This window comes from Exiguobacterium sp. SH0S2, from assembly GCF_004337185.1.
Classification (GTDB): Bacteria; Bacillota; Bacilli; order Exiguobacteriales; family Exiguobacteriaceae; genus Exiguobacterium; species Exiguobacterium aurantiacum_A.
Genome location: NZ_SJVB01000008.1, coordinates 1 through 19,393, shown reverse-complemented (window position 1 = coordinate 19,393; position 19,393 = coordinate 1). Strand labels below are relative to the sequence as shown.

Below are 19,393 nucleotides of genomic sequence, written 5' to 3'. Positions count from 1 at the left end.
AGAAGAAAAGGAGGGAATCCTCGATGGCAATTAAAAAGTTTAAGCCGACCACTAACGGTCGCCGTAACATGACATCTCTCGACTTTGCAGAGATCACAACGAACCGTCCTGAGAAATCGTTAACTGAAAAGCTTTCGAAAAAAGGCGGTCGTAACAACCAAGGTCGTTTGACTGTACGTCACCAAGGTGGCGGGCACAAACGTAAATACCGTATCATCGATTTCAAACGTAACAAAGATGCTATCATCGGACGCGTTGCTACGATCGAATACGATCCAAACCGTTCAGCTAACATCGCCCTCATCAACTATGCAGATGGTGAGAAACGTTACATCCTCGCTCCTAAGGGCATCAAAGTAGGCATGGAAATCATGTCTGGTCCTGAAGCGGATATTAAAGTGGGGAACGCTCTTCCACTCGTAAACATCCCTGTCGGTACTACTATCCACAACATCGAGCTTAAGCCTGGTAAAGGCGGTCAGCTTGTTCGTGCGGCTGGTGCATCGGCACAAATCCAAGGACGTGACGGCAAGTACGTCATCGTTCGTCTTCAATCAGGTGAATCACGCTTGTTCCTCGGCACTTGCCGCGCGACAATCGGTTCAGTTGGTAACGAAGAACACGAACTTGTAAACATCGGTAAAGCAGGACGTTCACGTTGGTTAGGCAAACGCCCAACAGTACGTGGTTCTGTAATGAACCCAGTTGATCACCCACACGGTGGTGGTGAAGGTCGTGCGCCAATCGGTCGTTCGGGCCCACTTACTCCTTGGGGTAAACCAGCTCTTGGTTACAAAACTCGTAAGAAAAACAAATCGAGCGACATGTACATCCTTCGTCGTCGTAAGAAATAATTATTACATGATTCTTGGGCGGTTCGAAAGAGCCGTTCCCGAATCATTCCAAAGGGAGGTTCTATCATGGGTCGCAGCTTGAAAAAAGGTCCATTCGCAGATCACCATTTGCTCGCTAAAGTTGACAAACTTAACGAATCTGGTGAGAAGCAAGTCATCAAAACTTGGTCACGTCGCTCGACAATCTTCCCAGAATTCATGGGTCACACGTTCGGTGTACACGATGGTCGTAAACACGTACCAGTATTCGTGACAGAAGACATGGTCGGTCACAAACTTGGTGAATTCGCTCCAACACGCACGTATAAAGGTCACGGATCAGACAAGAAAACGAAACGGTAATCTGAGGGGAGGTCAAATCCATGCAAGCTAAAGCATCAGCTAATATGGTCCGTCTTGCTCCTCGCAAAGCACGTCTCGTTGTAGACTTAATTCGCGGGAAACAAGTCGGCGAAGCGCTCTCTGTCCTTGCTCACACGAACAAGGCAGCGTCGCCAATCGTTGAAAAAGTATTGAAGTCAGCGATTGCTAACGCAGAGCACAACTACGATATGAACATTGAGAACCTTGTTGTATCTGAAATTTTCGTCAACGAAGGTCCAACACTCAAACGCTTCCGCCCACGTGCGATGGGTCGCGCAAGTCGTATTAACAAACGCACAAGCCACATTCACATCGTGGTAACTGAGAAATAAGGAGGGATATGTAGTGGGTCAAAAGGTAAATCCGCACGGTTTTCGCGTTGGTGTTATCAAAGACTGGGATTCGCGTTGGTACGCTGAGAAAGACTACGCAGATCTCCTTCATGAAGACTACGTTATTCGTGAATACATCGAAAACAAAATGAAGGATGCTAGTGTGGCTAAAGTTGAAATCGAACGCGCTGCAAACCGCGTAAACATTTCGCTTCACACTGCGAAACCAGGTATGGTCATCGGTAAAGGTGGTTCGGAAATCGAGTCACTCCGTAAAAATATCACAAAGCTTGCTGAAGGCAAACGTGTTCACATCAACGTTGTTGAAGTGAAAAACGCGGATGCGGTCGCTAAGCTTGTTGCTGAAAACATCGCTCGTCAATTGGAAGGCCGTGTGTCATTCCGTCGTGCAATGAAACAGTCAATTCAACGTTCGATGCGCACTGGCATCAAAGGGATCAAAACAGAAGTTTCTGGTCGTCTTGGTGGCGCTGATATCGCTCGTTCAGAGAAGTACTCAGAAGGATCAGTTCCGCTTCATACAATCCGTGCCGACATCGACTACGGAACAGCTGAAGCTGACACAACTTATGGTAAAATCGGAATTAAAGTATGGCTTTACCACGGAGAAGTTCTTCCAACAAAAAACACTAAATAATAAACACTCTTTCAGGAAGGAGGCAACACACTATGTTGTTACCTAAACGCGTGAAATATCGTCGTGTACACCGTGGTAAAATGCGCGGAAATGCAAAACGCGGCACAACAGTACATTTCGGTGAATTCGGTCTCCAATCGCTCGAAGCGAGCTGGATCACAAACCGTCAAATCGAATCAGCACGTATCGCAATGACACGTTATATGAAACGTGGCGGTAAAGTGTGGATCAAGATCTTCCCACACAAGCCGTACACTAAAAAGCCTCTCGAAGTTCGAATGGGTTCGGGTAAAGGTGCTCCAGAAGGCTGGGTAGCTGTAGTTAAGCCTGGTAAAGTAATGTTCGAAATCGCGGGTGTATCTGAGGAAGTCGCACGTGAGGCACTTCGCCTTGCAGCGCACAAACTTCCAGTGAAATGTAAGTTCGTGAAACGTGAAGAAAATGGTGGTGATACGAATGAAAGCAACTGATCTCCGTCAATCAACAAATGAAGAGCTCAACGGTAAAGTAGGCGAGTGGAAAGAAGAACTCTTTAACCTTCGTTTCCAATTAGCTACAGGTCAGCTTGAGAATCCTGCTCGTATCCGTGAAGTACGCAAGTCGATTGCGCGTGCTAAAACGATTCTTCGTGAACGCGAACTCGGCATCAACAACGGCTAATCTAATCGGATTATTGAAGAGGAGGTAACACTCATGGAACGCAATAAGCGTAAAGTACTCACTGGACGCGTCGTGTCTGACAAAATGGACAAAACGATCGTCGTTGCAGTTGAAACAAAAGTACGTCATAAGCTTTATGGAAAACGTGTAAACTACACGAAGAAATTTAAAGCGCACGATGAGAACAATGTCGCTAAAGTAGGCGATGTGGTCCGCATCGCGGAAACACGTCCGCTTTCTAAAGACAAACGTTTCCGTCTCGTAACAGTAGTAGAAGAATCAGTAATCATCTAATAACAGTTCGGATCTATAAACATCCGGAGGGAGGTACACTCGCATGATTCAACAAGAATCTCGCTTGAAAGTAGCAGACAACTCTGGCGCGCGTGAACTGTTGACAATTAAAGTCCTCGGTGGTTCAGGTCGTAAGACTGCAAACATCGGTGACATCATCGTCGCGACGGTAAAACAAGCAACACCAGGTGGCGTTGTTAAAAAAGGTGACGTTGTCAGAGCAGTTGTCGTTCGTACAAAACGCGGCGCTCGTCGTAAAGATGGTTCGTACATCCGTTTCGATGAGAACGCAGCAGTCATCATCAAAGATGACAAGAGCCCACGCGGCACTCGGATCTTCGGGCCAGTTGCACGTGAACTTCGTGAAAAAGAATTCATGAAGATCGTTTCGTTGGCACCGGAAGTACTTTAATTTCCAATTTCAATCCTATAAGGAGGTGCGCAAAACGATGCATGTTAAAAAAGGCGATACAGTCCAGGTAATGTCTGGTAAAGATAAAGGCAAGCAAGGGGTTATCCTCAAAGCTATGCCAAGCAAGAACCGCGTAGTCGTTGAAGGGGTTAACGTGATGAAAAAACACGCTAAACCATCACAAGCGAATCCACAAGGCGGTATCCTTGAAATCGAAGCACCAATTCACGTCTCGAACGTCATGCCAATCGACCCTAAAACGGGCAAACCAACTCGCGTTGGTTTCCAAGTAGTCGATGGTAAAAAAGTTCGTGTCGCGAAATCGGGCGAAGTACTCGATAAATAAGAACAACGTGACGAAAGGAGGTCCATTCGACTATGAACCGTTTGCAAGAGAAGTATAAAAGCGACATCGTGAAAGCGATGATGGATAAATTCAACTATGACTCGGTTATGCAAGTGCCACAAGTCGACAAGATCGTCATCAACATGGGTGTAGGTGACGCTGTTTCGAACTCGAAAGCTCTTGACATGGCAGTGGAAGAATTATCAATTCTTTCAGGTCAAAAACCACTCGTAACGAAGGCTAAGAAATCAATCGCTGGTTTCAAACTTCGTGAGGGCATGCCGATCGGTGCGAAAGTAACACTTCGTGGCGAGCGCATGTACGATTTCCTCGACAAATTAGTAACTGTTTCACTTCCACGTGTACGTGACTTCCGCGGTGTATCGAAGAAAGCATTCGACGGACGCGGTAACTACACGCTTGGTGTGAAAGAGCAGCTTATTTTCCCTGAAATCGATTACGATAAAGTAACTAAAGTACGCGGTATGGATATCGTTGTTGTTACAACAGCGAACACAGACGAAGAAGCACGTGAATTGCTCACACTTCTCGGAATGCCATTCCAAAAATAATAAAGGGAGGTCGACAACATGGCTAAAAAGTCAATGGTGAATCGCGAGCAAAAACGCGAGAAACTCGTTGCCCAGTACGCTGAGAGACGCGCGCAATTAAAAGCTGAAGGCGACTACATCGGACTCAGCAAATTGCCACGTAACTCGTCACCTGTACGTCTTCATAACCGTTGCCGTATCACAGGTCGTCCACATGGTTACATGGGTAAATTCGGGATCAGCCGTATCAAGTTCCGTGATCTTGCATACAAAGGTCAAATCCCTGGTGTTAAAAAAGCAAGTTGGTAATCCACTAACAGTGTGAAAGGAGGTACATCGCATGGTAATGACAGACCCTATTGCAGATATGCTTACACGTATCCGTAACGCTAACATGGTTCGCCATGAAAAATTGGAGCTTCCAGCTTCTAATATCAAACGTGAGGTTGCAGAGATCCTCAAGCGTGAAGGTTTCATTCGCGATGTTGAATATATCGAGGACGCTAAACAAGGTACACTTCGTCTTTTCCTTAAATATGGAGCAAGCAACGAACGTGTTATCACTGGTCTCAAACGTATTTCGAAACCAGGTCTTCGTGTATATGCAAAAGCAGATGAAGTACCAAAAGTACTCGGAGGACTCGGTATCGCAGTTCTTTCGACATCAAAAGGTCTTATGACTGATAAAGAAGCTCGCCAACAACAAGTCGGCGGCGAAGTGCTCGCCTACATCTGGTAAGTCACTTTTCTAACAAGAACGGAGGTGTAATCAATGTCACGTATTGGTAAAAAACCAGTTACGATTCCAGCTGGCGTTACTGTAACGGTTGCAGAAGGCAACATTGTCACAGTAAAAGGTGCTAAAGGTGAACTTTCGCTTTCAGCTAACCCAGCCTTGGAAGTCAAAATTGAAGAAAACGAACTAACTGTTGTTCGTCCGGATGACTCGAAAGAGAACCGTACGATCCACGGTACGACACGTGCCCTCATCGCCAACATGGTGGAAGGTGTGTCTAACGGGTTCCAGAAAACACTTGAGATCTCAGGGGTTGGTTACCGTGCTGCTAAGCAAGGTAACAAACTCGTCCTCAGCCTCGGTTACTCGCATCCAATCGAGTACGTTGCTGAAGAAGGTATCGAGATCGAAGTTCCTTCAAACACGCAAATCATCGTAAAAGGTATTAGCAAAGAGCGCGTCGGTCACGTTGCAGCTCAAATCCGCTCGTACCGTGCTCCAGAACCTTACAAAGGTAAAGGTGTTCGTTACTCTGATGAACGTATTCGCCGTAAAGAAGGTAAGACTGGTAAGTAATTCGTCACGAAATGAACGGAAAGGAGTGGCATAAATGATCACAAAAGCAGATAAAAATGCAGTTCGTAAGAAACGTCATGCTCGTGTACGTCGTACGATCACCGGGACGGCAGCTCGTCCACGTTTGAACGTATTCCGTTCGAGCAAGAACATCTACGTACAACTTATCGATGACGCGTCACAAACAACGCTTGTGTCAGCATCTTCGAAAGATAAAGCACTCGATCTTACAAACGGCGGCAACGTTGAAGCAGCGAAAGCTGTTGGTAAACTTGCAGCTGAACGTGCACTCGAGAAAGGTATCGACACTGTTGTGTTCGACCGTGGTGGATACCTCTATCATGGCCGCGTCAAAGCTGTTGCAGAAGCAGCTCGTGAAGCGGGTCTTAAATTCTAACAAAAAGGAGGGGACACTCGATGCGCCAGTTAGACGTTAACATGGAACAACTTGAAGAACGCGTTGTTACCGTAAACCGCGTCGCGAAAGTTGTGAAAGGTGGCCGTCGCTTCCGTTTCGCCGCTCTCGTAGTCGTAGGTGACAAAAATGGTCACGTCGGTTTCGGTACAGGTAAGGCACAAGAGGTGCCAGAAGCGATCCGCAAGGCTATTGAAGCCGCTAAGAAAAACATGGTTCAAGTACCAATGGTTGGTACAACAATTCCACACGAAATCACAGGAGTATACGGAGCAGGTCGTGTATTCATGAAACCTGCTTCTGAAGGTACTGGGGTTATCGCCGGTGGTCCAGTTCGTGCAGTGCTCGAACTTGCAGGTGTAGGTGACATCCTTTCGAAATCGCTTGGATCAAACACACCGATCAACATCGTCCGTGCGACGGTCAAAGGCTTGACAGAGCTTAAAAAAGCAGAGGAAGTTGCTAAACTACGCGGTAAAAGCGTAGAAGAACTTCTTAAATAAGGGAGGGAACTAGACATGGCGAAACTCGCAATCACCCTCACACGCAGCACAATCGGTCGTCCCGAGGATCAGCGTGTAACAGTACGTACACTTGGTCTTCGCAAAATGCATCAAACCGTCGTTGTCCCTGACAACGTCGCGATGCGTGGTATGATCAAAAAAGTGTCGCACCTTGTGACTGTAGAAGAAATTAACGAATAATATCGATTTTAATAATAAGGAGGTGCCACTATGAAACTCCATGAATTGAAGCCAACTCCAGGTTCGCGTCACGAACGCAACCGTGTCGGTCGCGGTATGGCGACTGGTAACGGTAAAACTTCTGGCCGTGGACATAAAGGTCAAAAAGCTCGTTCAGGCGGTGGCGTTCGTCCAGGGTTCGAAGGTGGACAAAACCCACTTTACCGTCGTCTTCCAAAACGCGGTTTCAACAACCCTACTCGTAAAGAGTATGCAGTTGTTTCCCTAGACACGCTTAACCGTTTCGAAGCAGGTACTGAAGTCACTCCAGAACTCTTAATCGAGACTGGTGTCGTCAGCTCTGCTAAAGACGGAATCAAAGTACTTGCTAACGGCAAGCTTGAAACAAAATTAACTGTTAAAGCCAACAAATTCTCGGGTGCAGCGAAAGAAGCGATCGAAGCAGCTGGCGGTTCAGTTGAGGTGATCTGATGTTTCAGACGATCTCCAATATGTGGCGCGTGAAAGATATTCGACAGCGTATTCTCTTCACACTCGCAATCATCATCATTTTCCGCATCGGGGCCCATATCCCGGTGCCGATGGTGAATACGGATGTGTTGCGTTTTGACTCAGGAGGTCTACTCGACTTCTTGAACTTGTTTGGAGGAAATGCTTTACAGAACTTCTCCCTGTTCGCAATGGGGATCATGCCGTACATCACGGCATCGATCGTTGTACAACTTTTACAAATGGACGTCGTTCCGAAGTTTGCCGAATGGGCAAAACAAGGCGAGTCCGGGCGTAAGAAGCTAGCGACGGTCACGCGCTATGGGACGATCATGTTAGGGTTTGTCCAAGCGACATCACTGTCGTTCGGATTTAACCGCCTCTACCCAGGTCTCGTCAATGAGACGTGGGGAACGGCAACCTATTTCGTGATCGCGATTGTACTTACTGCAGGTACGGCGTTCTTGATGTTCCTCGGTGAGATGACAACGGAGAAAGGTGTCGGGAATGGTATTTCCGTCATCATCTTCGCGGGTATCATCGCTGGGTTCCCAAGAATCTTCACGCAGATTTACGAGACGAAGCTCCAAAATGCTGGAGACGCGTTATTCATTAACATCGTTTACTTGGCTGTGCTATTGCTCGTTATTCTTGCTGTGACGGTTGGGATCATTTATGTTCAACAAGCGGCACGTAAGATTCCAATTCAATACGCGAAGCGCACGGCGAACCGTACCCCTGTGGGCGGTCAGTCGACGCACTTGCCAATCAAGCTAAACGCTGCTGGTGTCATCCCGGTTATCTTCGCGATTTCCTTCATGGTGACACCGCCAACTGTTGCAAGCTTCATTGCTTCTCCGGAAACGACGCAGAAGTTGCAGACTTACTTCGATACGACATCTCCAATCGGAATGTCAATCTACGTAGCGCTCATCATCGCGTTCGCTTACTTCTATACATTTATTCAGGTCAACCCAGAACAAATGGCAGAAAATCTGCAGAAGCAAGGTGGCTATATTCCTGGGATTCGTCCTGGGGCGCAAACAGAACAGTACATCACGAAGTTGCTCTATCGATTGACTTTCTTCGGAGCGATTTTCCTATCGCTCGTTGCGATCATGCCGACAATCTTCATTAAGCTTGCCGGTCTCCCAACTTCGGTGCAAATCGGAGGGACGAGCTTGTTGATCGTAATCGGGGTAGCCCTCGAAACGATGAAACAAATCGAAAGTCAACTCGTAAAACGACACTACAAAGGCTTTATCCGTTAAAGCGGAAGGAAGGGCTCTCCCTTCCTTCCTGTCGTGTTTACGATGTGTTGTGAAAATCAAAACTGGAGGCTAACTGAGATGAATCTAGTACTCATGGGCTTACCGGGTGCAGGGAAAGGGACTCAAGCGGCTAAAATCGTCGAAGAGTACCAAATCCCACACATTTCGACAGGCGACATGTTTCGTGCGGCAATCAAAGGCGGAACGCCACTTGGTAAAGAAGCTAAATCGTTCATGGATAAAGGGGAACTCGTACCGGATGAGGTAACAATCGGAATCGTACGTGAACGCTTGAGTCAAGATGATACGAAAAACGGCTTTTTACTCGATGGATTCCCGCGTACTGTTGCTCAAGCAGAGGCACTCGAAAGTTTGCTTAAAGATTTGGGGAAACAGATCGACCACGTCGTCAACATTGATGTGGCTGCGGAAATTCTCGTTCCGCGTTTGACAGGTCGTTGGATCTGCCCGACGTGTGGAGCGACATATCATGTGATCTTCAATCCACCAAAAGTGGAAGGCATCTGTGATGTGGATGGGTCGGCACTCATGCAACGTGAAGACGATAAAGAGGAAACGGTTCGCCGTCGCCTTGACGTCAACATCGAGCAATCGAAACCACTTATTGACTTTTATGCAGAAAAAGGGTATCTTCGTACATTGGATGGAGATCGTCCAATCGATGTCGTTTATGCCGATGTTAAAGCGTTACTCGGTGATACTGAATGATCATCACGAAGACGCCTCGAGAAATTGCGATTATGCGTGAGGCTGGGCAAATTGTTGCTCGAACGCACCAGGTGCTCAAAGAGCACATCAAACCAGGTATTACGACGCTAGAGCTCGACCGGATTGCGGAAGATTACATTCGCAGCCAAGGTGCGACACCGTCGTTCAAAGGCTACAACGGTTTTACCGGTAGTGTTTGCGCTTCAGTGAACGAAGAACTTGTTCATGGAATTCCCGGAGAACGGGTATTGAACGATGGAGATATCATCTCGATCGACATCGGTGCCCACTATAACGGATACCATGGAGATTCCGCTTGGACTTATCCAGTGGGAACAATCTCAGAAGAGACACAGCGGTTGCTTGACGTAACCGAAGAAAGTCTGTATAAAGGATTGGAGCACGCCAAGGCTGGACTGCGATTGACAGACATTTCGCATGCGATTCAAGCGTATGTTGAATCTCATGAGTTTTCTGTCGTCCGTGAGTATGTCGGTCATGGTGTCGGTCAAAATTTGCATGAAGAACCGCAAATTCCGCACTATGGTCCACCGGGGAAAGGGCCGCGCCTAAAGACTGGGATGACGTTAGCCATTGAACCAATGGTCAACGCTGGTCAACGCTATGTTCGAACGCTGGCTGACAACTGGACAGTTGTGACAGTGGACGGTAGCATGTGCGCCCACTTTGAGCACACCATCGCCATCACAGACGATGGATACGAGATTTTAACGAAACTCGATTCCGGTGAATGAGGCTCTATTGTTGCGTGCTGATCCGTTATGGATCCTTCTCTCACAGTACTGTACAATAGATCGTCTGTGCTCCTAAATATCTTCATATAGAAAGGGGAATAAATGATGGCGAAACAAGATGTCATTGAAGTGGAAGGCACTGTTATCGAACCACTTCCAAACGCAATGTTTAAAGTGGAGTTAGAAAACGGCCACACGGTGCTCGCGCACGTCTCAGGGAAAATTCGGATGCACTACATTCGAATCCTTCCAGGCGACCGCGTAACTGTCGAGTTGTCTCCGTACGACTTGACTCGCGGGCGAATCACGTACCGTTATAAGTAACTCCGATTTTTCCAGGAGGAGGGTATAATCATGAAAGTAAGACCGTCGGTAAAACCGATTTGCGAAAAATGTAAAGTTATTCGCCGTAAAGGAAAAGTAATGGTAATTTGCGAAAACCCGAAACACAAACAAAAACAAGGTTAATCTAAGAGGAGGTGCACACATGGCACGTATTGCTGGTGTAGATATTCCGCGCGAAAAACGTATCGTTATTTCGCTCACATACATCTTTGGTATTGGTAAAACAAAAGCACAAGAAATCTTGAAGACTGCAAACGTATCTGAAGATTCACGCACACGTGATCTTACAGAAGACGAAATCAACCGCATCCGTGAAGCAATTGACGGAATTAAAGTTGAAGGTGACCTTCGTCGTGAAGTTTCACTCAACATTAAGCGTTTGATCGAAATCGGCGCCTACCGCGGTGTCCGTCATCGCCGTAGTCTCCCTGTTCGCGGACAAAACACGAAGAACAACTCGCGTACTCGTAAAGGCCCACGCCGTACAGTAGCGAACAAGAAGAAGTAAAGGAGGGAATTGAACAATGGCGAAACGTAAGCAAAATGTACGTTCAAAACGTAAAGTCAAAAAGCATATTGAAGTCGGTGTGGTACACATCCGTTCTACATTTAACAACACAATCATCACAATCACTGACACGCAAGGTAACGCGATCTCATGGGCTACTTCTGGTAACCTTGGATTTAGAGGATCACGTAAATCGACACCGTTCGCAGCACAATTGGCTGCTGAAACTGCAGCGAAAGTTGCAATGGACAACGGTATGCGTACAGTAGAAGTTAACGTTAAAGGTCCTGGTGCTGGACGTGAAGCGGCAATCCGTGCCCTCCAAGCTACTGGTCTTGAAGTAACTGCAATCCGTGACGTAACACCTGTTCCGCACAACGGTTGCCGCCCTCCAAAACGTCGCCGCGTATAATCGTTTGTGCGTGTGATGGGCTTACCTAGCACGAACAACATATACAATGCAGCGCAAGCTGCGTGGCAGGATACACTCAAGGAGGGGTTCAGATGATCGAGATTGAAAAACCAAAGATCGAAACGGTCGAAATCAGCGAGGATGCTACGTTTGGTAAATTCGTGGTGGAACCGCTTGAACGTGGATATGGCACTACTCTCGGCAACTCACTGCGTCGAATTTTATTGTCATCGCTTCCTGGTGCAGCGATTACGGCGGTTCAAATCGATGGCGTACTTCACGAGTTCTCAACGATTGACGGAGTCGTCGAAGACGTCACCCAAATTGTTTTAAACCTCAAGAAGTTAGCGCTCAAAGTGTACTCGGAAGAAGAGAAAACGCTTGAGATTAACGTTTCAAGTGCCGGTGCTGTCACTGCGGCAGACATTACCCATGATAGCGACGTTGAAATCTTGAATCCTGAGCTCCACATCGCGACTCTCGCTGACAATGCGACGCTTCGCATGCGTTTGACTGCTCGCCGTGGTCGTGGTTACGTCCAGGCAGAAGATAACAAACGTGATGATATGCCGATTGGTGTCATTCCAATCGATTCGATCTATACACCGATTCAACGCGTGAACTACGAAGTAGACAAAACACGTGTCGGTCAAGATGCTAGCTTCGATAAGCTTCTATTAGACGTGTGGACAGATGGTTCAATCCGTCCGGAAGAAGCAGTATCGCTTGGAGCGAAAATTTTGACAGAACACTTGAATATCTTTGTTGGTTTGACTGACGAAGCTCTCAACGCAGAAATTATGGTCGAGAAAGAAGAAGACCAAAAAGAAAAAGTACTTGAAATGACGATCGAAGAACTCGATCTCTCAGTTCGTTCGTACAACTGCTTGAAGCGCGCCGGCATCAACACTGTTCAAGAACTCGCAAACAAATCAGAGGAAGAGATGATGAAAGTCCGTAACCTCGGACGTAAATCACTCGAAGAAGTTCAACTCAAGTTGGACGAGCTCGGTTTGGGCTTGCGTAAAGAAGACTAAGTTCAACCGAAGGAGGGAAATGTAATGGCTTATTCGAAACTTGGCCGTACAAGCTCGCAACGCAAGGCTCTTTTGCGTGATCTTGCAACTGACCTTATTATCAACGAGCGCATTCAAACAACTGAACAAAAAGCGAAAGAACTTCGCCCAGTCGTTGAAAAATTAATCACTCTTGGAAAACGTGGCGATCTTCATGCCCGTCGTCAAGTAGCTTCATTCGTTCGCAAAGAGAGCGCTGGAGAGAAAAACGCAATCCAAAAATTGTTCGAAGACGTGGCACCACGCTACGCTGAACGTCAAGGTGGATACACACGCATCATGAAAGTCGGCCCACGCCGCGGTGACGGTGCGGAAGTCGTAATCATCGAACTCGTCTAATTCATTAGGCAGTCAACAGGGCATGCGGTCACGTATTGCCCTGTTTCCACATCGGAAAGGAGTCGACAGATGGAATCTCAAATTATGGTACGTGATGTCGTGTTTCGTTACCCGGGACAAACCGAGCCAGCCTTAGACGGGTTGTCACTCGATGTATACAAAGGGGAATGGCTCGCCATCGTTGGCCATAATGGTTCCGGCAAGTCGACTTTGACGAAGTTGTGGAACGGGCTTTTGCTTCCTCAGGAAGGAGAGGTCCGGGTTGAGACGCTCGATCCGACGGACGCCACAGACGTGTGGGACGTTCGTAAACGGATCGGTGTCGTCTTCCAAAATCCCGACAATCAGTTTGTCGGGGCGACCGTGCGCGATGATGTGGCGTTCTCTCTCGAAAACATGGGACTTCCACGTCAAGAAATGGTTCGTCGAATTGATGACAGTCTAGCGCGCGTTGGATTATCGGAACTAGCGGACCGTGAACCGCATCAGTTATCCGGTGGACAAAAGCAGCGTGTTGCGATTGCTTCGGCTCTCGCAATGCGCCCGCATGTCCTCGTGCTCGATGAAGCTACCTCGATGCTCGACCCGATTGGGCGTAAAGAGGTGTTACAAACGGTACAACAGCTCGTCTCAGAAGGGATGACCGTTGTCGCCATTACACACGAGCTCGACGAAGTGTTGTTTGCCGACCGTATCATTGCCTTGTCTAAAGGGAAAATTGCAATGACCGGTACACCAGAAGACGTGTTTAGAAATCCGGAAGCGTTACGTGCCATCCAATTGGATGTGCCGTTTATCGTACGGATGCAACTCGAACTGAAGGAACGGGGCATACCACTCGATCGTCTGATGCTACAACATTCGGAGTTGGTGAACCATCTATGCCGATTAGCATTGAAGAAGTGACTTACCAATATCAATTGAATACTCCGTTTGAACGAACCGCGCTGCGCGATGTGAATGTATTTATTCCGTCGGGGGCGCTTGTTGCGTTTCTTGGCCATACCGGCTCTGGGAAATCGACACTCGTTCAGCACATGAACGGCTTACTGCGACCGACAAAAGGTCGTGTCGTCGTGGATGACATTACAGTACGTGCGATTACGAAGCGTCGCGATAAAAAGCAAAGTTTGCTTCCGCTTCGACGCCGCGTTGGGCTCGTCTTTCAGTATCCCGAGCATCAACTGTTTGAAGAGACGGTCGAACGCGACGTGATGTTTGGTCCCCGCAACTTCGGTGCGACGGAGGCCGAGTCGAAAGAACGGGCTCATGCGGCCCTGCGCCTTGTCGGTCTCGATGAAACGTTATGGGACCGTTCCCCGTTCGATTTGTCGGGCGGACAGATGCGACGTGTCGCGATTGCGGGCGTGCTCGCGAGCCGTCCGGACGTCTTAGTCGTCGATGAACCGACGGCAGGACTCGACCCGCTCGGCCGTCAAGACATGCTGGCGCTGTTTAAACGTTTAAAAGAAGAACTCGACTTGACGCTCATCCTCGTCTCGCATGACATGGATGACGTGTTGACGTATGCGGAACGTGTCGTCGTCATGGAACAAGGACAAGTCGCCTTCGATGGTGACCCGTTCGAACTGTTCAAGGACGAGTCACTCGTTCGCTCGTTGCAACTCGACGTCCCGAACGTGCTTCGGCTCGCGCTTGAACTCGCACCGACGTTCGGGGTCGAGCCTCCATCCCTTCGGACGGAAGTCGAACTGGCGGACTGGATTGCGGCCGAGTTGAGAAAGGGGGGAGCCATATGATTATCGGGCAATACATTCCCGGTCATTCATGGCTGCACACACTTGACGCTCGGGCCAAAACGCTGTTCATCCTCGGGTTTATTCCAGTCGTCTTCTTGGCCGACAATTTGTGGACGAACGTGTTTTTACTCGCGTTCACGTTATTCGCGGTCAAATTGTCTCAGTTGTCATGGCGCTATTTATGGAACGGGTTGAAAATGATTTTATTTTTGATCGTGTTCACACTCCTGTTGCAACTGTTCTTCAATCGGGAAGGGACGTTGCTCGTTTCACTCGGTCCGTTCTCGATTTATTCGGAAGGGGTGAGAATGGGCTTGATCGTCTCGCTCCGTTTCTTCTATCTCGTCATGTTGACGACGCTCGTCACCTTGACGACGACGCCGATGGAACTGACCGATTCGATTGAAGCTGGTCTTCGTCCCCTCGAACGCATACGAGTGCCGGCACACGAGATCGCCCTGATGCTGTCCATCTCGCTTCGTTTCTTGCCGACGCTAGCCGACGAGACGGATCGCATCATGAAGGCGCAACAGGCGCGAGGCGTCGATTTAAAGAGTGGTCCGATTAAAGATCGGTTAAAAGCGGTCGTCCCGCTCATGATCCCATTGTTCGTGTCCGCGTTTAAGCGGGCTGAGGACCTTGCCACGGCGATGGAAGCCCGCGGGTACCGTGGGGGTGAAGGGCGGACGAGGTGGCGTGAGATGACGTGGGAACGACGCGACACAGGATTGTTGATCGTATTTGTCTGCTTGACACTCATTTTGATTGGATTGCGAGGGATAGGATGAGACGGGTTAAATTGACGATTGCTTATGATGGGACGAATTATGCGGGTTATCAAGTCCAGCCAAACGGCAATACGGTTCAGGCCGAAGTCGAGACGGTTCTTGCGAAGATGCATGGTCAAGCGATGAAAGTTGTCGCTTCTGGGCGGACGGATGCCCGTGTTCACGCGAAAGGTCAGGTCATCCACTTCGATACGCATTTATCGATGCCGGCAGATCGCTTCGTCAAAGCGTTGAACGCGATGTTGCCAGATGATATCCTTGTTTGTTCGGCCGAAGAAGTAGATGCTTCTTTCCATGCCCGCTACGGTGCGAAACGGAAAGAGTATCGTTACTTCATTCGCACTGACGTCGATCCGTTCCGCCGCCATCATGCCGTGACGGTGACGTATGCGCTTGACCGGGAACGGATGCGTCAAGCGCTCCGGTCACTCGTCGGGACACATGATTTCACTTCGTTTTCGGTGACGAAGTCAGAAGTGGTGGACCGTGTCCGCACGATTTATGAAGCGGAACTCGTTGAGGTGGGAGACGAAATGTACTTTCGGTTCGTCGGATCCGGCTTTCTGTACAACCAAGTCCGGATTATGGTCGGTACGTTAATGGAGGTTGGCAGAGGGAAGTATGAGCCGGCCGATGTGAGTCGAATGCTCGCGGCGAAAGACCGCCGCAGTGCTGGGATTACGGCTCCACCGCACGGTCTATATTTATGGAATGTGAATTATAAAAAAGTAGATTGACATTCCCCTTGTAAAAACGTATCATATTCATTGGCATTTCATTTTCACATTGAGAGATGAACCACAATCTTAGCCCCGTAAACTAGGATTATGATAAAGCATCAAACAAGCATTAAAAAATTCAAATGAACAGACATTTTAGGAGGTATTCCACATGCGCACGACATTCATGGCTAAAGCATCTGAAGTAGAACGCAAATGGCACCTTATCGATGCAGAAGGCAAAACACTCGGTCGTATGACTAGTGAAGTAGCATCACTTCTTCGCGGTAAGCACAAGCCAACTTTCACACCACACGTTGATTGCGGAGACCACGTCATCATCATCAACGCTGAGAAAGTCAAATTGACTGGTAACAAACTGAACGACAAGATGTACTACCGTCATTCAGGTCATCCAGGCGGCTTGAAATCACAAACTGCAAAAGAGCTTCTTGCAAAACGCCCAGAGCGTATGCTTGAACTCGCGATCAAAGGGATGCTTCCAAAAGGATCACTCGGTCGTCAACAATTCACTAAACTCCACGTTTACGCTGGAGCTGAGCACAACCACGAAGCACAAAAACCAGAAGTTTACGAACTTCGCGGTTAATCGGGACACAAGGAGGAACTAAACGATGGCAGATGTACGTTACTACGGAACTGGCCGCCGCAAGCACTCGGTGGCTCGTGTTCACCTCGTTGCAGGTGACGGCAAAGTTGTTGTAAATGGCCGTGATATTTCAGAATACTTCGGTCATGAGACTTTGATCATGATGGCAAAATCACCACTCGTATTGACTGAAACAGAAGGTAAATACGATATCATCGTTAACGTTAACGGTGGTGGATTCACTGGACAAGCTGGAGCGATTCGCCACGGCGTATCACGTGCGCTTCTTCAAGCGGACCCAGAATTCCGTCCAAGCCTCAAAGAAAAAGGCTTCTTGACTCGTGACGCACGTATGAAAGAGCGTAAAAAATACGGTCTTAAAGCAGCACGTCGCGCACCACAGTTCTCGAAGCGTTAATCTTCGAACAGTTTGGTCTAAACTCTCCGCCCTTTATGGGCGGAGAGTTTTTTTGTTGCTCGAGAAATAGTTGGTTTTCGTTCCCTCAAGAAAACGCTTTTTTTGATATACTGTTATCGAGACAGAAATTAGGGGGAAATGACATGCTTACAGTAGAACAAGTTCGTGAAGAATTAGCAGGGTTGGTCGATCCGACGATCAATCGTACGCTTGGAGATACAGCTGGCGTGAAAGACGTCCGAATTAAAGAAGACTATGTCAGCGTGAAAGTGGCACTCGGTCAGACCGGGAGCGGAGAGCAGCTTCAGCTGCAACAAGAGATCGTCACATTGTTGAAAGGAAAAGGCTTTAAGACGGTCGGCCTTCGTTTCGAAGCGCTAAATGACGAAAGTTTACAAGAAGCGACAAAACCGGCTATCCTTCGTGAAAACTCAGGAACGACGTTCATAGCAATCGCTTCAGGAAAAGGCGGCGTCGGGAAGTCGACGGTGTCGGTCAACTTGGCGGTCGCGTTAGCACGTGCCGGTAAAAAGGTCGGCTTGATCGATGCCGATATTTACGGGTTCAGCGTCCCGGACATGCTCGGGATTGAAGAACGTCCCGTCGTCCGAGGTGAAAAAATCATCCCGGTCGAGCGGTTCGGGGTAAAAGTCATCTCGATGGGCTTCTTCGTCGAAGACAATGCGCCGGTCATCTGGCGCGGACCGATGCTCGGGAAGATGCTCAACAACTTCTTCAATGATGTGGAGTGGGGCGACCTCGACTACTTGTTGCTCGATTTACCGCCAGGGACAGGTGACGTCGCGCTTGATATCCACTCGATGCTCCCGTCATGCCAGGAGTTGATTGTAACGACACCTCACGCGACCGCTGCTTTCGTCGCGGCTCGAGCGGGTGCGATGGCAATCAAGACGAACCATAAAGTGCTCGGAATCATTGAGAATATGGCGTACTTCGAGAGTAAGGTAACGGGCGAGAAAGAATACGTCTTCGGTTACGGCGGCGGCGAAAAATTATCAGAAGCGCTCAAGAGTAAACTGCTCGCGCAAATCCCGCTCGGTCAGCCGTATGACAACGAAGACGACTTTGCGCCTTCGGTCTACCGGGATGGGCATCCGTTTGAGACAACATATGATGAATTGGCGCAATCGGTCATTCAACAAATAGAAGGGTGAATGGTTAGCAGATGAAAGTACAAGGTTTTTTACGTTTGTTTTGGACGACGCTCGTTTTCGGGACGCTATTTGGGTTCCTGATGAATATACTCGCCAATCCGGGTTATTTGGTCAGTCAGTCGTGGGAAGCGATCGTGACGGCACTCAGTTACTCGAGCACGTGGACGGGAATCAGTATGATGGGCTTTTTTGCCTACTTGATCGTCCACCGAGTCGGCTTGGATTTATTCCGCGGAGCGAAACTGTGGAATCGAGTTCAAGTGCTCTTGATTGTATTCGCGTTATTTGACGCGGTCTATCTACGCATGCTCGCATTTGGAAATGATCACATGTGGCGTTATATCGGAGAGATGCTCGTCCTAGTCGTCGTGTCGTGGATCGTAGCGACGAGCAAGGCGAGACAGACGAACGCGAGTGCATTTATCCCCGCGCTCTTCTTGATGATCGTCATTACGTTGATTGAGTGGATTCCGGCACTGCAAGCGACAGATGAGATCGCTCTTCTATGGCCGGCACTTGCGACGCTCGTGTTCGCCAACGCTTACCAAGTGTTGATGCTTCATCGCTTCCAAGCGCCAGCGCACGGTGAAGCAGTGTCAAAATCGAATAGTGGTCCTAAAGAGTCATTAAAGACGAAGAAACGCGTCTCGTCCAAATCGTCGTAATGTTCTCTTGCCAGTGATGAGCTCAGGTGATTTCGCCTGAGCTTTTCCATTGGTTAAGAAGGGAGTCCACGGCCAATTTAAGCGTATCGAAATAATTTTTGAAGCAATCAAAGTTTTTTTAGAAAAACAGTTGACGAATAGTGCAGGCATTGATATATTAATAAACGTCGCTGCTGTTCAAATTTGAGCAACAGAAAAAAAGTGAAAAAATAATAAAAAATGGTTGACTTTAAAAAGTGAACTCGCTATTATTAAAAAGTCGCTAACACGACAACATTTGGTCTTTGAAAACTGAACGATGAGGCAAAAAAAGTTTTACAAGTTTTGATTGAAGCGCAAGCTTCGTCATTTTCAAGAGCTATATCAAATTCTTTGGAGAGTTTGATCCTGGCTCAGGACGAACGCTGGCGGCGTGCCTAATACATGCAAGTCG

General features: G+C 48.2%; 34 protein-coding genes and 1 rRNA gene. All 35 read left to right on the top strand.

Annotated elements, in window-relative coordinates:
* The first annotated feature begins 23 nt into the window (after positions 1–23).
* Complete coding sequence (gene rplB / locus EVJ21_RS14570) at positions 24–854, top strand: 50S ribosomal protein L2 (RefSeq protein WP_070329243.1); 831 nt, start codon at positions 24–26, stop codon at positions 852–854.
* Between the two features lie 66 nt (positions 855–920).
* The gene (gene rpsS / locus EVJ21_RS14565; RefSeq protein WP_012727673.1) at positions 921–1,196 is read left to right on the top strand and encodes a 30S ribosomal protein S19; all 276 of its coding nucleotides are present in this window, start codon (positions 921–923) and stop codon (positions 1,194–1,196) included.
* A 20-nt stretch (positions 1,197–1,216) separates the two neighbouring features.
* Positions 1,217–1,549 (top strand): 50S ribosomal protein L22, encoded by a 333-nt coding sequence (rplV, locus tag EVJ21_RS14560; protein WP_021066609.1) that lies wholly within the window; start codon positions 1,217–1,219, stop codon positions 1,547–1,549.
* A gap of 13 nt (positions 1,550–1,562) precedes the next feature.
* Complete coding sequence (gene rpsC / locus EVJ21_RS14555; RefSeq protein WP_035386108.1) at positions 1,563–2,207, top strand: 30S ribosomal protein S3; 645 nt, start codon at positions 1,563–1,565, stop codon at positions 2,205–2,207.
* A 32-nt stretch (positions 2,208–2,239) separates the two neighbouring features.
* The gene (gene rplP / locus EVJ21_RS14550) at positions 2,240–2,677 is read left to right on the top strand and encodes a 50S ribosomal protein L16 (RefSeq protein WP_016508922.1); all 438 of its coding nucleotides are present in this window, start codon (positions 2,240–2,242) and stop codon (positions 2,675–2,677) included.
* The gene (gene rpmC, locus EVJ21_RS14545; RefSeq protein WP_016508900.1) at positions 2,664–2,867 is read left to right on the top strand and encodes a 50S ribosomal protein L29; all 204 of its coding nucleotides are present in this window, start codon (positions 2,664–2,666) and stop codon (positions 2,865–2,867) included. Before rplP ends, rpmC begins: the two co-directional genes overlap by 14 nt.
* A 33-nt stretch (positions 2,868–2,900) precedes the next feature.
* Complete coding sequence (gene rpsQ / locus EVJ21_RS14540) at positions 2,901–3,161, top strand: 30S ribosomal protein S17 (RefSeq protein ID WP_016508930.1); 261 nt, start codon at positions 2,901–2,903, stop codon at positions 3,159–3,161.
* A gap of 43 nt (positions 3,162–3,204) precedes the next feature.
* Positions 3,205–3,573, top strand: coding sequence for a 50S ribosomal protein L14 (gene rplN / locus EVJ21_RS14535; RefSeq protein WP_012727667.1), 369 nt, complete (start codon positions 3,205–3,207; stop codon positions 3,571–3,573).
* A gap of 37 nt (positions 3,574–3,610) precedes the next feature.
* Positions 3,611–3,919, top strand: a complete 309-nt coding sequence (gene rplX / locus EVJ21_RS14530; protein ID WP_070329242.1) for a 50S ribosomal protein L24 — start codon at positions 3,611–3,613, stop codon at positions 3,917–3,919.
* A 32-nt stretch (positions 3,920–3,951) separates the two neighbouring features.
* Positions 3,952–4,491, top strand: coding sequence for a 50S ribosomal protein L5 (gene rplE / locus EVJ21_RS14525; RefSeq protein ID WP_016508927.1), 540 nt, complete (start codon positions 3,952–3,954; stop codon positions 4,489–4,491).
* A gap of 18 nt (positions 4,492–4,509) precedes the next feature.
* A complete protein-coding gene (gene rpsN / locus EVJ21_RS14520; RefSeq protein WP_035386110.1) occupies positions 4,510–4,779 on the top strand; it encodes a 30S ribosomal protein S14 in 270 nt (89 codons plus the stop codon).
* Between the two features lie 31 nt (positions 4,780–4,810).
* The gene (rpsH, locus tag EVJ21_RS14515; RefSeq protein ID WP_021066614.1) at positions 4,811–5,209 is read left to right on the top strand and encodes a 30S ribosomal protein S8; all 399 of its coding nucleotides are present in this window, start codon (positions 4,811–4,813) and stop codon (positions 5,207–5,209) included.
* 33 nt (positions 5,210–5,242) lie between these two features.
* Positions 5,243–5,782, top strand: a complete 540-nt coding sequence (rplF, locus tag EVJ21_RS14510; RefSeq protein ID WP_016508938.1) for a 50S ribosomal protein L6 — start codon at positions 5,243–5,245, stop codon at positions 5,780–5,782.
* Positions 5,783–5,816: 34 nt separating this feature from the next.
* The gene (rplR, locus tag EVJ21_RS14505; protein WP_070329241.1) at positions 5,817–6,179 is read left to right on the top strand and encodes a 50S ribosomal protein L18; all 363 of its coding nucleotides are present in this window, start codon (positions 5,817–5,819) and stop codon (positions 6,177–6,179) included.
* Positions 6,180–6,199: 20 nt separating this feature from the next.
* Entirely contained in the window at positions 6,200–6,700 is a 501-nt protein-coding gene (gene rpsE, locus EVJ21_RS14500; protein WP_016508948.1) for a 30S ribosomal protein S5, read from the top strand.
* A gap of 15 nt (positions 6,701–6,715) precedes the next feature.
* Entirely contained in the window at positions 6,716–6,901 is a 186-nt protein-coding gene (gene rpmD, locus EVJ21_RS14495; RefSeq protein ID WP_016508937.1) for a 50S ribosomal protein L30, read from the top strand.
* Between the two features lie 30 nt (positions 6,902–6,931).
* Entirely contained in the window at positions 6,932–7,372 is a 441-nt protein-coding gene (gene rplO / locus EVJ21_RS14490; protein ID WP_021066618.1) for a 50S ribosomal protein L15, read from the top strand.
* On the top strand, positions 7,372–8,661 hold the full coding sequence (gene secY, locus EVJ21_RS14485; RefSeq protein ID WP_070329240.1) for a preprotein translocase subunit SecY: 1,290 nt from the start codon (positions 7,372–7,374) through the stop codon (positions 8,659–8,661). Before rplO ends, secY begins: the two co-directional genes overlap by 1 nt.
* A 78-nt stretch (positions 8,662–8,739) precedes the next feature.
* Positions 8,740–9,390, top strand: a complete 651-nt coding sequence (locus EVJ21_RS14480) for an adenylate kinase (RefSeq protein ID WP_070329239.1) — start codon at positions 8,740–8,742, stop codon at positions 9,388–9,390.
* Complete coding sequence (map, locus tag EVJ21_RS14475; RefSeq protein WP_016508902.1) at positions 9,387–10,145, top strand: type I methionyl aminopeptidase; 759 nt, start codon at positions 9,387–9,389, stop codon at positions 10,143–10,145. Before EVJ21_RS14480 ends, map begins: the two co-directional genes overlap by 4 nt.
* Positions 10,146–10,250: 105 nt before the next feature.
* Positions 10,251–10,469, top strand: coding sequence for a translation initiation factor IF-1 (infA, locus tag EVJ21_RS14470; RefSeq protein WP_035386112.1), 219 nt, complete (start codon positions 10,251–10,253; stop codon positions 10,467–10,469).
* Positions 10,470–10,499: 30 nt separating this feature from the next.
* Positions 10,500–10,613 carry a 50S ribosomal protein L36 gene (gene rpmJ / locus EVJ21_RS14465; protein WP_003156543.1) on the top strand — a complete coding sequence of 38 codons (114 nt, stop codon included), beginning with the start codon at positions 10,500–10,502 and terminating at the stop codon, positions 10,611–10,613.
* A 19-nt stretch (positions 10,614–10,632) separates the two neighbouring features.
* Positions 10,633–10,998 (top strand): 30S ribosomal protein S13, encoded by a 366-nt coding sequence (gene rpsM, locus EVJ21_RS14460; protein ID WP_035386113.1) that lies wholly within the window; start codon positions 10,633–10,635, stop codon positions 10,996–10,998.
* Positions 10,999–11,014: 16 nt separating this feature from the next.
* Positions 11,015–11,410, top strand: coding sequence for a 30S ribosomal protein S11 (rpsK, locus tag EVJ21_RS14455; RefSeq protein WP_070329238.1), 396 nt, complete (start codon positions 11,015–11,017; stop codon positions 11,408–11,410).
* Between the two features lie 92 nt (positions 11,411–11,502).
* Positions 11,503–12,447 carry a DNA-directed RNA polymerase subunit alpha gene (locus EVJ21_RS14450; RefSeq protein WP_070329237.1) on the top strand — a complete coding sequence of 315 codons (945 nt, stop codon included), beginning with the start codon at positions 11,503–11,505 and terminating at the stop codon, positions 12,445–12,447.
* Between the two features lie 24 nt (positions 12,448–12,471).
* Positions 12,472–12,825, top strand: a complete 354-nt coding sequence (gene rplQ / locus EVJ21_RS14445; protein ID WP_016510776.1) for a 50S ribosomal protein L17 — start codon at positions 12,472–12,474, stop codon at positions 12,823–12,825.
* Between the two features lie 69 nt (positions 12,826–12,894).
* Positions 12,895–13,731: an energy-coupling factor transporter ATPase gene (locus EVJ21_RS14440; protein WP_070329236.1), complete on the top strand. Its 837-nt coding sequence runs from the start codon at positions 12,895–12,897 to the stop codon at positions 13,729–13,731.
* On the top strand, positions 13,707–14,585 hold the full coding sequence (locus EVJ21_RS14435; RefSeq protein WP_016510779.1) for an energy-coupling factor transporter ATPase: 879 nt from the start codon (positions 13,707–13,709) through the stop codon (positions 14,583–14,585). Before EVJ21_RS14440 ends, EVJ21_RS14435 begins: the two co-directional genes overlap by 25 nt.
* Entirely contained in the window at positions 14,582–15,373 is a 792-nt protein-coding gene (locus EVJ21_RS14430) for an energy-coupling factor transporter transmembrane component T family protein (RefSeq protein WP_070329234.1), read from the top strand. Before EVJ21_RS14435 ends, EVJ21_RS14430 begins: the two co-directional genes overlap by 4 nt.
* Positions 15,370–16,110, top strand: coding sequence for a tRNA pseudouridine(38-40) synthase TruA (gene truA / locus EVJ21_RS14425; protein WP_131466492.1), 741 nt, complete (start codon positions 15,370–15,372; stop codon positions 16,108–16,110). The genes EVJ21_RS14430 and truA overlap by 4 nt, the downstream gene beginning before the upstream one ends.
* A 154-nt stretch (positions 16,111–16,264) precedes the next feature.
* Complete coding sequence (gene rplM / locus EVJ21_RS14420; RefSeq protein ID WP_016510784.1) at positions 16,265–16,702, top strand: 50S ribosomal protein L13; 438 nt, start codon at positions 16,265–16,267, stop codon at positions 16,700–16,702.
* A gap of 25 nt (positions 16,703–16,727) precedes the next feature.
* Positions 16,728–17,120, top strand: coding sequence for a 30S ribosomal protein S9 (gene rpsI, locus EVJ21_RS14415; protein ID WP_070329232.1), 393 nt, complete (start codon positions 16,728–16,730; stop codon positions 17,118–17,120).
* A gap of 143 nt (positions 17,121–17,263) precedes the next feature.
* Positions 17,264–18,295, top strand: a complete 1,032-nt coding sequence (locus EVJ21_RS14410) for a P-loop NTPase (protein WP_071398652.1) — start codon at positions 17,264–17,266, stop codon at positions 18,293–18,295.
* Between the two features lie 11 nt (positions 18,296–18,306).
* Complete coding sequence (locus EVJ21_RS14405; RefSeq protein WP_071398651.1) at positions 18,307–18,960, top strand: KinB-signaling pathway activation protein; 654 nt, start codon at positions 18,307–18,309, stop codon at positions 18,958–18,960.
* A gap of 369 nt (positions 18,961–19,329) precedes the next feature.
* A 16S ribosomal RNA gene (locus EVJ21_RS14400) occupies positions 19,330–19,393 on the top strand; the annotation flags it as partial.

Bases quoted from the DNA above. Each gene is read 5' to 3' on its own strand.
- rplP (WP_016508922.1), top strand. From the start codon at position 2,240: ATGTTGTTACCTAAACGCGTGAAATATCGTCGTGTACACCGTGGTAAA.
- EVJ21_RS14410 (WP_071398652.1), top strand. From the start codon at position 17,264: ATGCTTACAGTAGAACAAGTTCGTGAAGAATTAGCAGGGTTGGTCGAT.
- rpmD (WP_016508937.1), top strand. From the start codon at position 6,716: ATGGCGAAACTCGCAATCACCCTCACACGCAGCACAATCGGTCGTCCC.
- rplR (WP_070329241.1), top strand. From the start codon at position 5,817: ATGATCACAAAAGCAGATAAAAATGCAGTTCGTAAGAAACGTCATGCT.
- rpsH (WP_021066614.1), top strand. From the start codon at position 4,811: ATGGTAATGACAGACCCTATTGCAGATATGCTTACACGTATCCGTAAC.
- EVJ21_RS14450 (WP_070329237.1), top strand. From the start codon at position 11,503: ATGATCGAGATTGAAAAACCAAAGATCGAAACGGTCGAAATCAGCGAG.
- rplV (WP_021066609.1), top strand. From the start codon at position 1,217: ATGCAAGCTAAAGCATCAGCTAATATGGTCCGTCTTGCTCCTCGCAAA.
- rpsS (WP_012727673.1), top strand. From the start codon at position 921: ATGGGTCGCAGCTTGAAAAAAGGTCCATTCGCAGATCACCATTTGCTC.
- EVJ21_RS14440 (WP_070329236.1), top strand. From the start codon at position 12,895: ATGGAATCTCAAATTATGGTACGTGATGTCGTGTTTCGTTACCCGGGA.
- rpsE (WP_016508948.1), top strand. From the start codon at position 6,200: ATGCGCCAGTTAGACGTTAACATGGAACAACTTGAAGAACGCGTTGTT.
- rplQ (WP_016510776.1), top strand. From the start codon at position 12,472: ATGGCTTATTCGAAACTTGGCCGTACAAGCTCGCAACGCAAGGCTCTT.
- rplN (WP_012727667.1), top strand. From the start codon at position 3,205: ATGATTCAACAAGAATCTCGCTTGAAAGTAGCAGACAACTCTGGCGCG.
- map (WP_016508902.1), top strand. From the start codon at position 9,387: ATGATCATCACGAAGACGCCTCGAGAAATTGCGATTATGCGTGAGGCT.
- rpmC (WP_016508900.1), top strand. From the start codon at position 2,664: ATGAAAGCAACTGATCTCCGTCAATCAACAAATGAAGAGCTCAACGGT.
- secY (WP_070329240.1), top strand. From the start codon at position 7,372: ATGTTTCAGACGATCTCCAATATGTGGCGCGTGAAAGATATTCGACAG.
- rpmJ (WP_003156543.1), top strand. From the start codon at position 10,500: ATGAAAGTAAGACCGTCGGTAAAACCGATTTGCGAAAAATGTAAAGTT.
- rplX (WP_070329242.1), top strand. From the start codon at position 3,611: ATGCATGTTAAAAAAGGCGATACAGTCCAGGTAATGTCTGGTAAAGAT.
- rplF (WP_016508938.1), top strand. From the start codon at position 5,243: ATGTCACGTATTGGTAAAAAACCAGTTACGATTCCAGCTGGCGTTACT.
- rplB (WP_070329243.1), top strand. From the start codon at position 24: ATGGCAATTAAAAAGTTTAAGCCGACCACTAACGGTCGCCGTAACATG.
- rpsI (WP_070329232.1), top strand. From the start codon at position 16,728: ATGGCAGATGTACGTTACTACGGAACTGGCCGCCGCAAGCACTCGGTG.
- rpsN (WP_035386110.1), top strand. From the start codon at position 4,510: ATGGCTAAAAAGTCAATGGTGAATCGCGAGCAAAAACGCGAGAAACTC.
- rplE (WP_016508927.1), top strand. From the start codon at position 3,952: ATGAACCGTTTGCAAGAGAAGTATAAAAGCGACATCGTGAAAGCGATG.
- rplM (WP_016510784.1), top strand. From the start codon at position 16,265: ATGCGCACGACATTCATGGCTAAAGCATCTGAAGTAGAACGCAAATGG.
- rpsK (WP_070329238.1), top strand. From the start codon at position 11,015: ATGGCGAAACGTAAGCAAAATGTACGTTCAAAACGTAAAGTCAAAAAG.
- rplO (WP_021066618.1), top strand. From the start codon at position 6,932: ATGAAACTCCATGAATTGAAGCCAACTCCAGGTTCGCGTCACGAACGC.
- EVJ21_RS14480 (WP_070329239.1), top strand. From the start codon at position 8,740: ATGAATCTAGTACTCATGGGCTTACCGGGTGCAGGGAAAGGGACTCAA.
- truA (WP_131466492.1), top strand. From the start codon at position 15,370: ATGAGACGGGTTAAATTGACGATTGCTTATGATGGGACGAATTATGCG.
- infA (WP_035386112.1), top strand. From the start codon at position 10,251: ATGGCGAAACAAGATGTCATTGAAGTGGAAGGCACTGTTATCGAACCA.
- rpsQ (WP_016508930.1), top strand. From the start codon at position 2,901: ATGGAACGCAATAAGCGTAAAGTACTCACTGGACGCGTCGTGTCTGAC.
- EVJ21_RS14435 (WP_016510779.1), top strand. From the start codon at position 13,707: ATGCCGATTAGCATTGAAGAAGTGACTTACCAATATCAATTGAATACT.
- rpsM (WP_035386113.1), top strand. From the start codon at position 10,633: ATGGCACGTATTGCTGGTGTAGATATTCCGCGCGAAAAACGTATCGTT.
- EVJ21_RS14430 (WP_070329234.1), top strand. From the start codon at position 14,582: ATGATTATCGGGCAATACATTCCCGGTCATTCATGGCTGCACACACTT.
- EVJ21_RS14405 (WP_071398651.1), top strand. From the start codon at position 18,307: ATGAAAGTACAAGGTTTTTTACGTTTGTTTTGGACGACGCTCGTTTTC.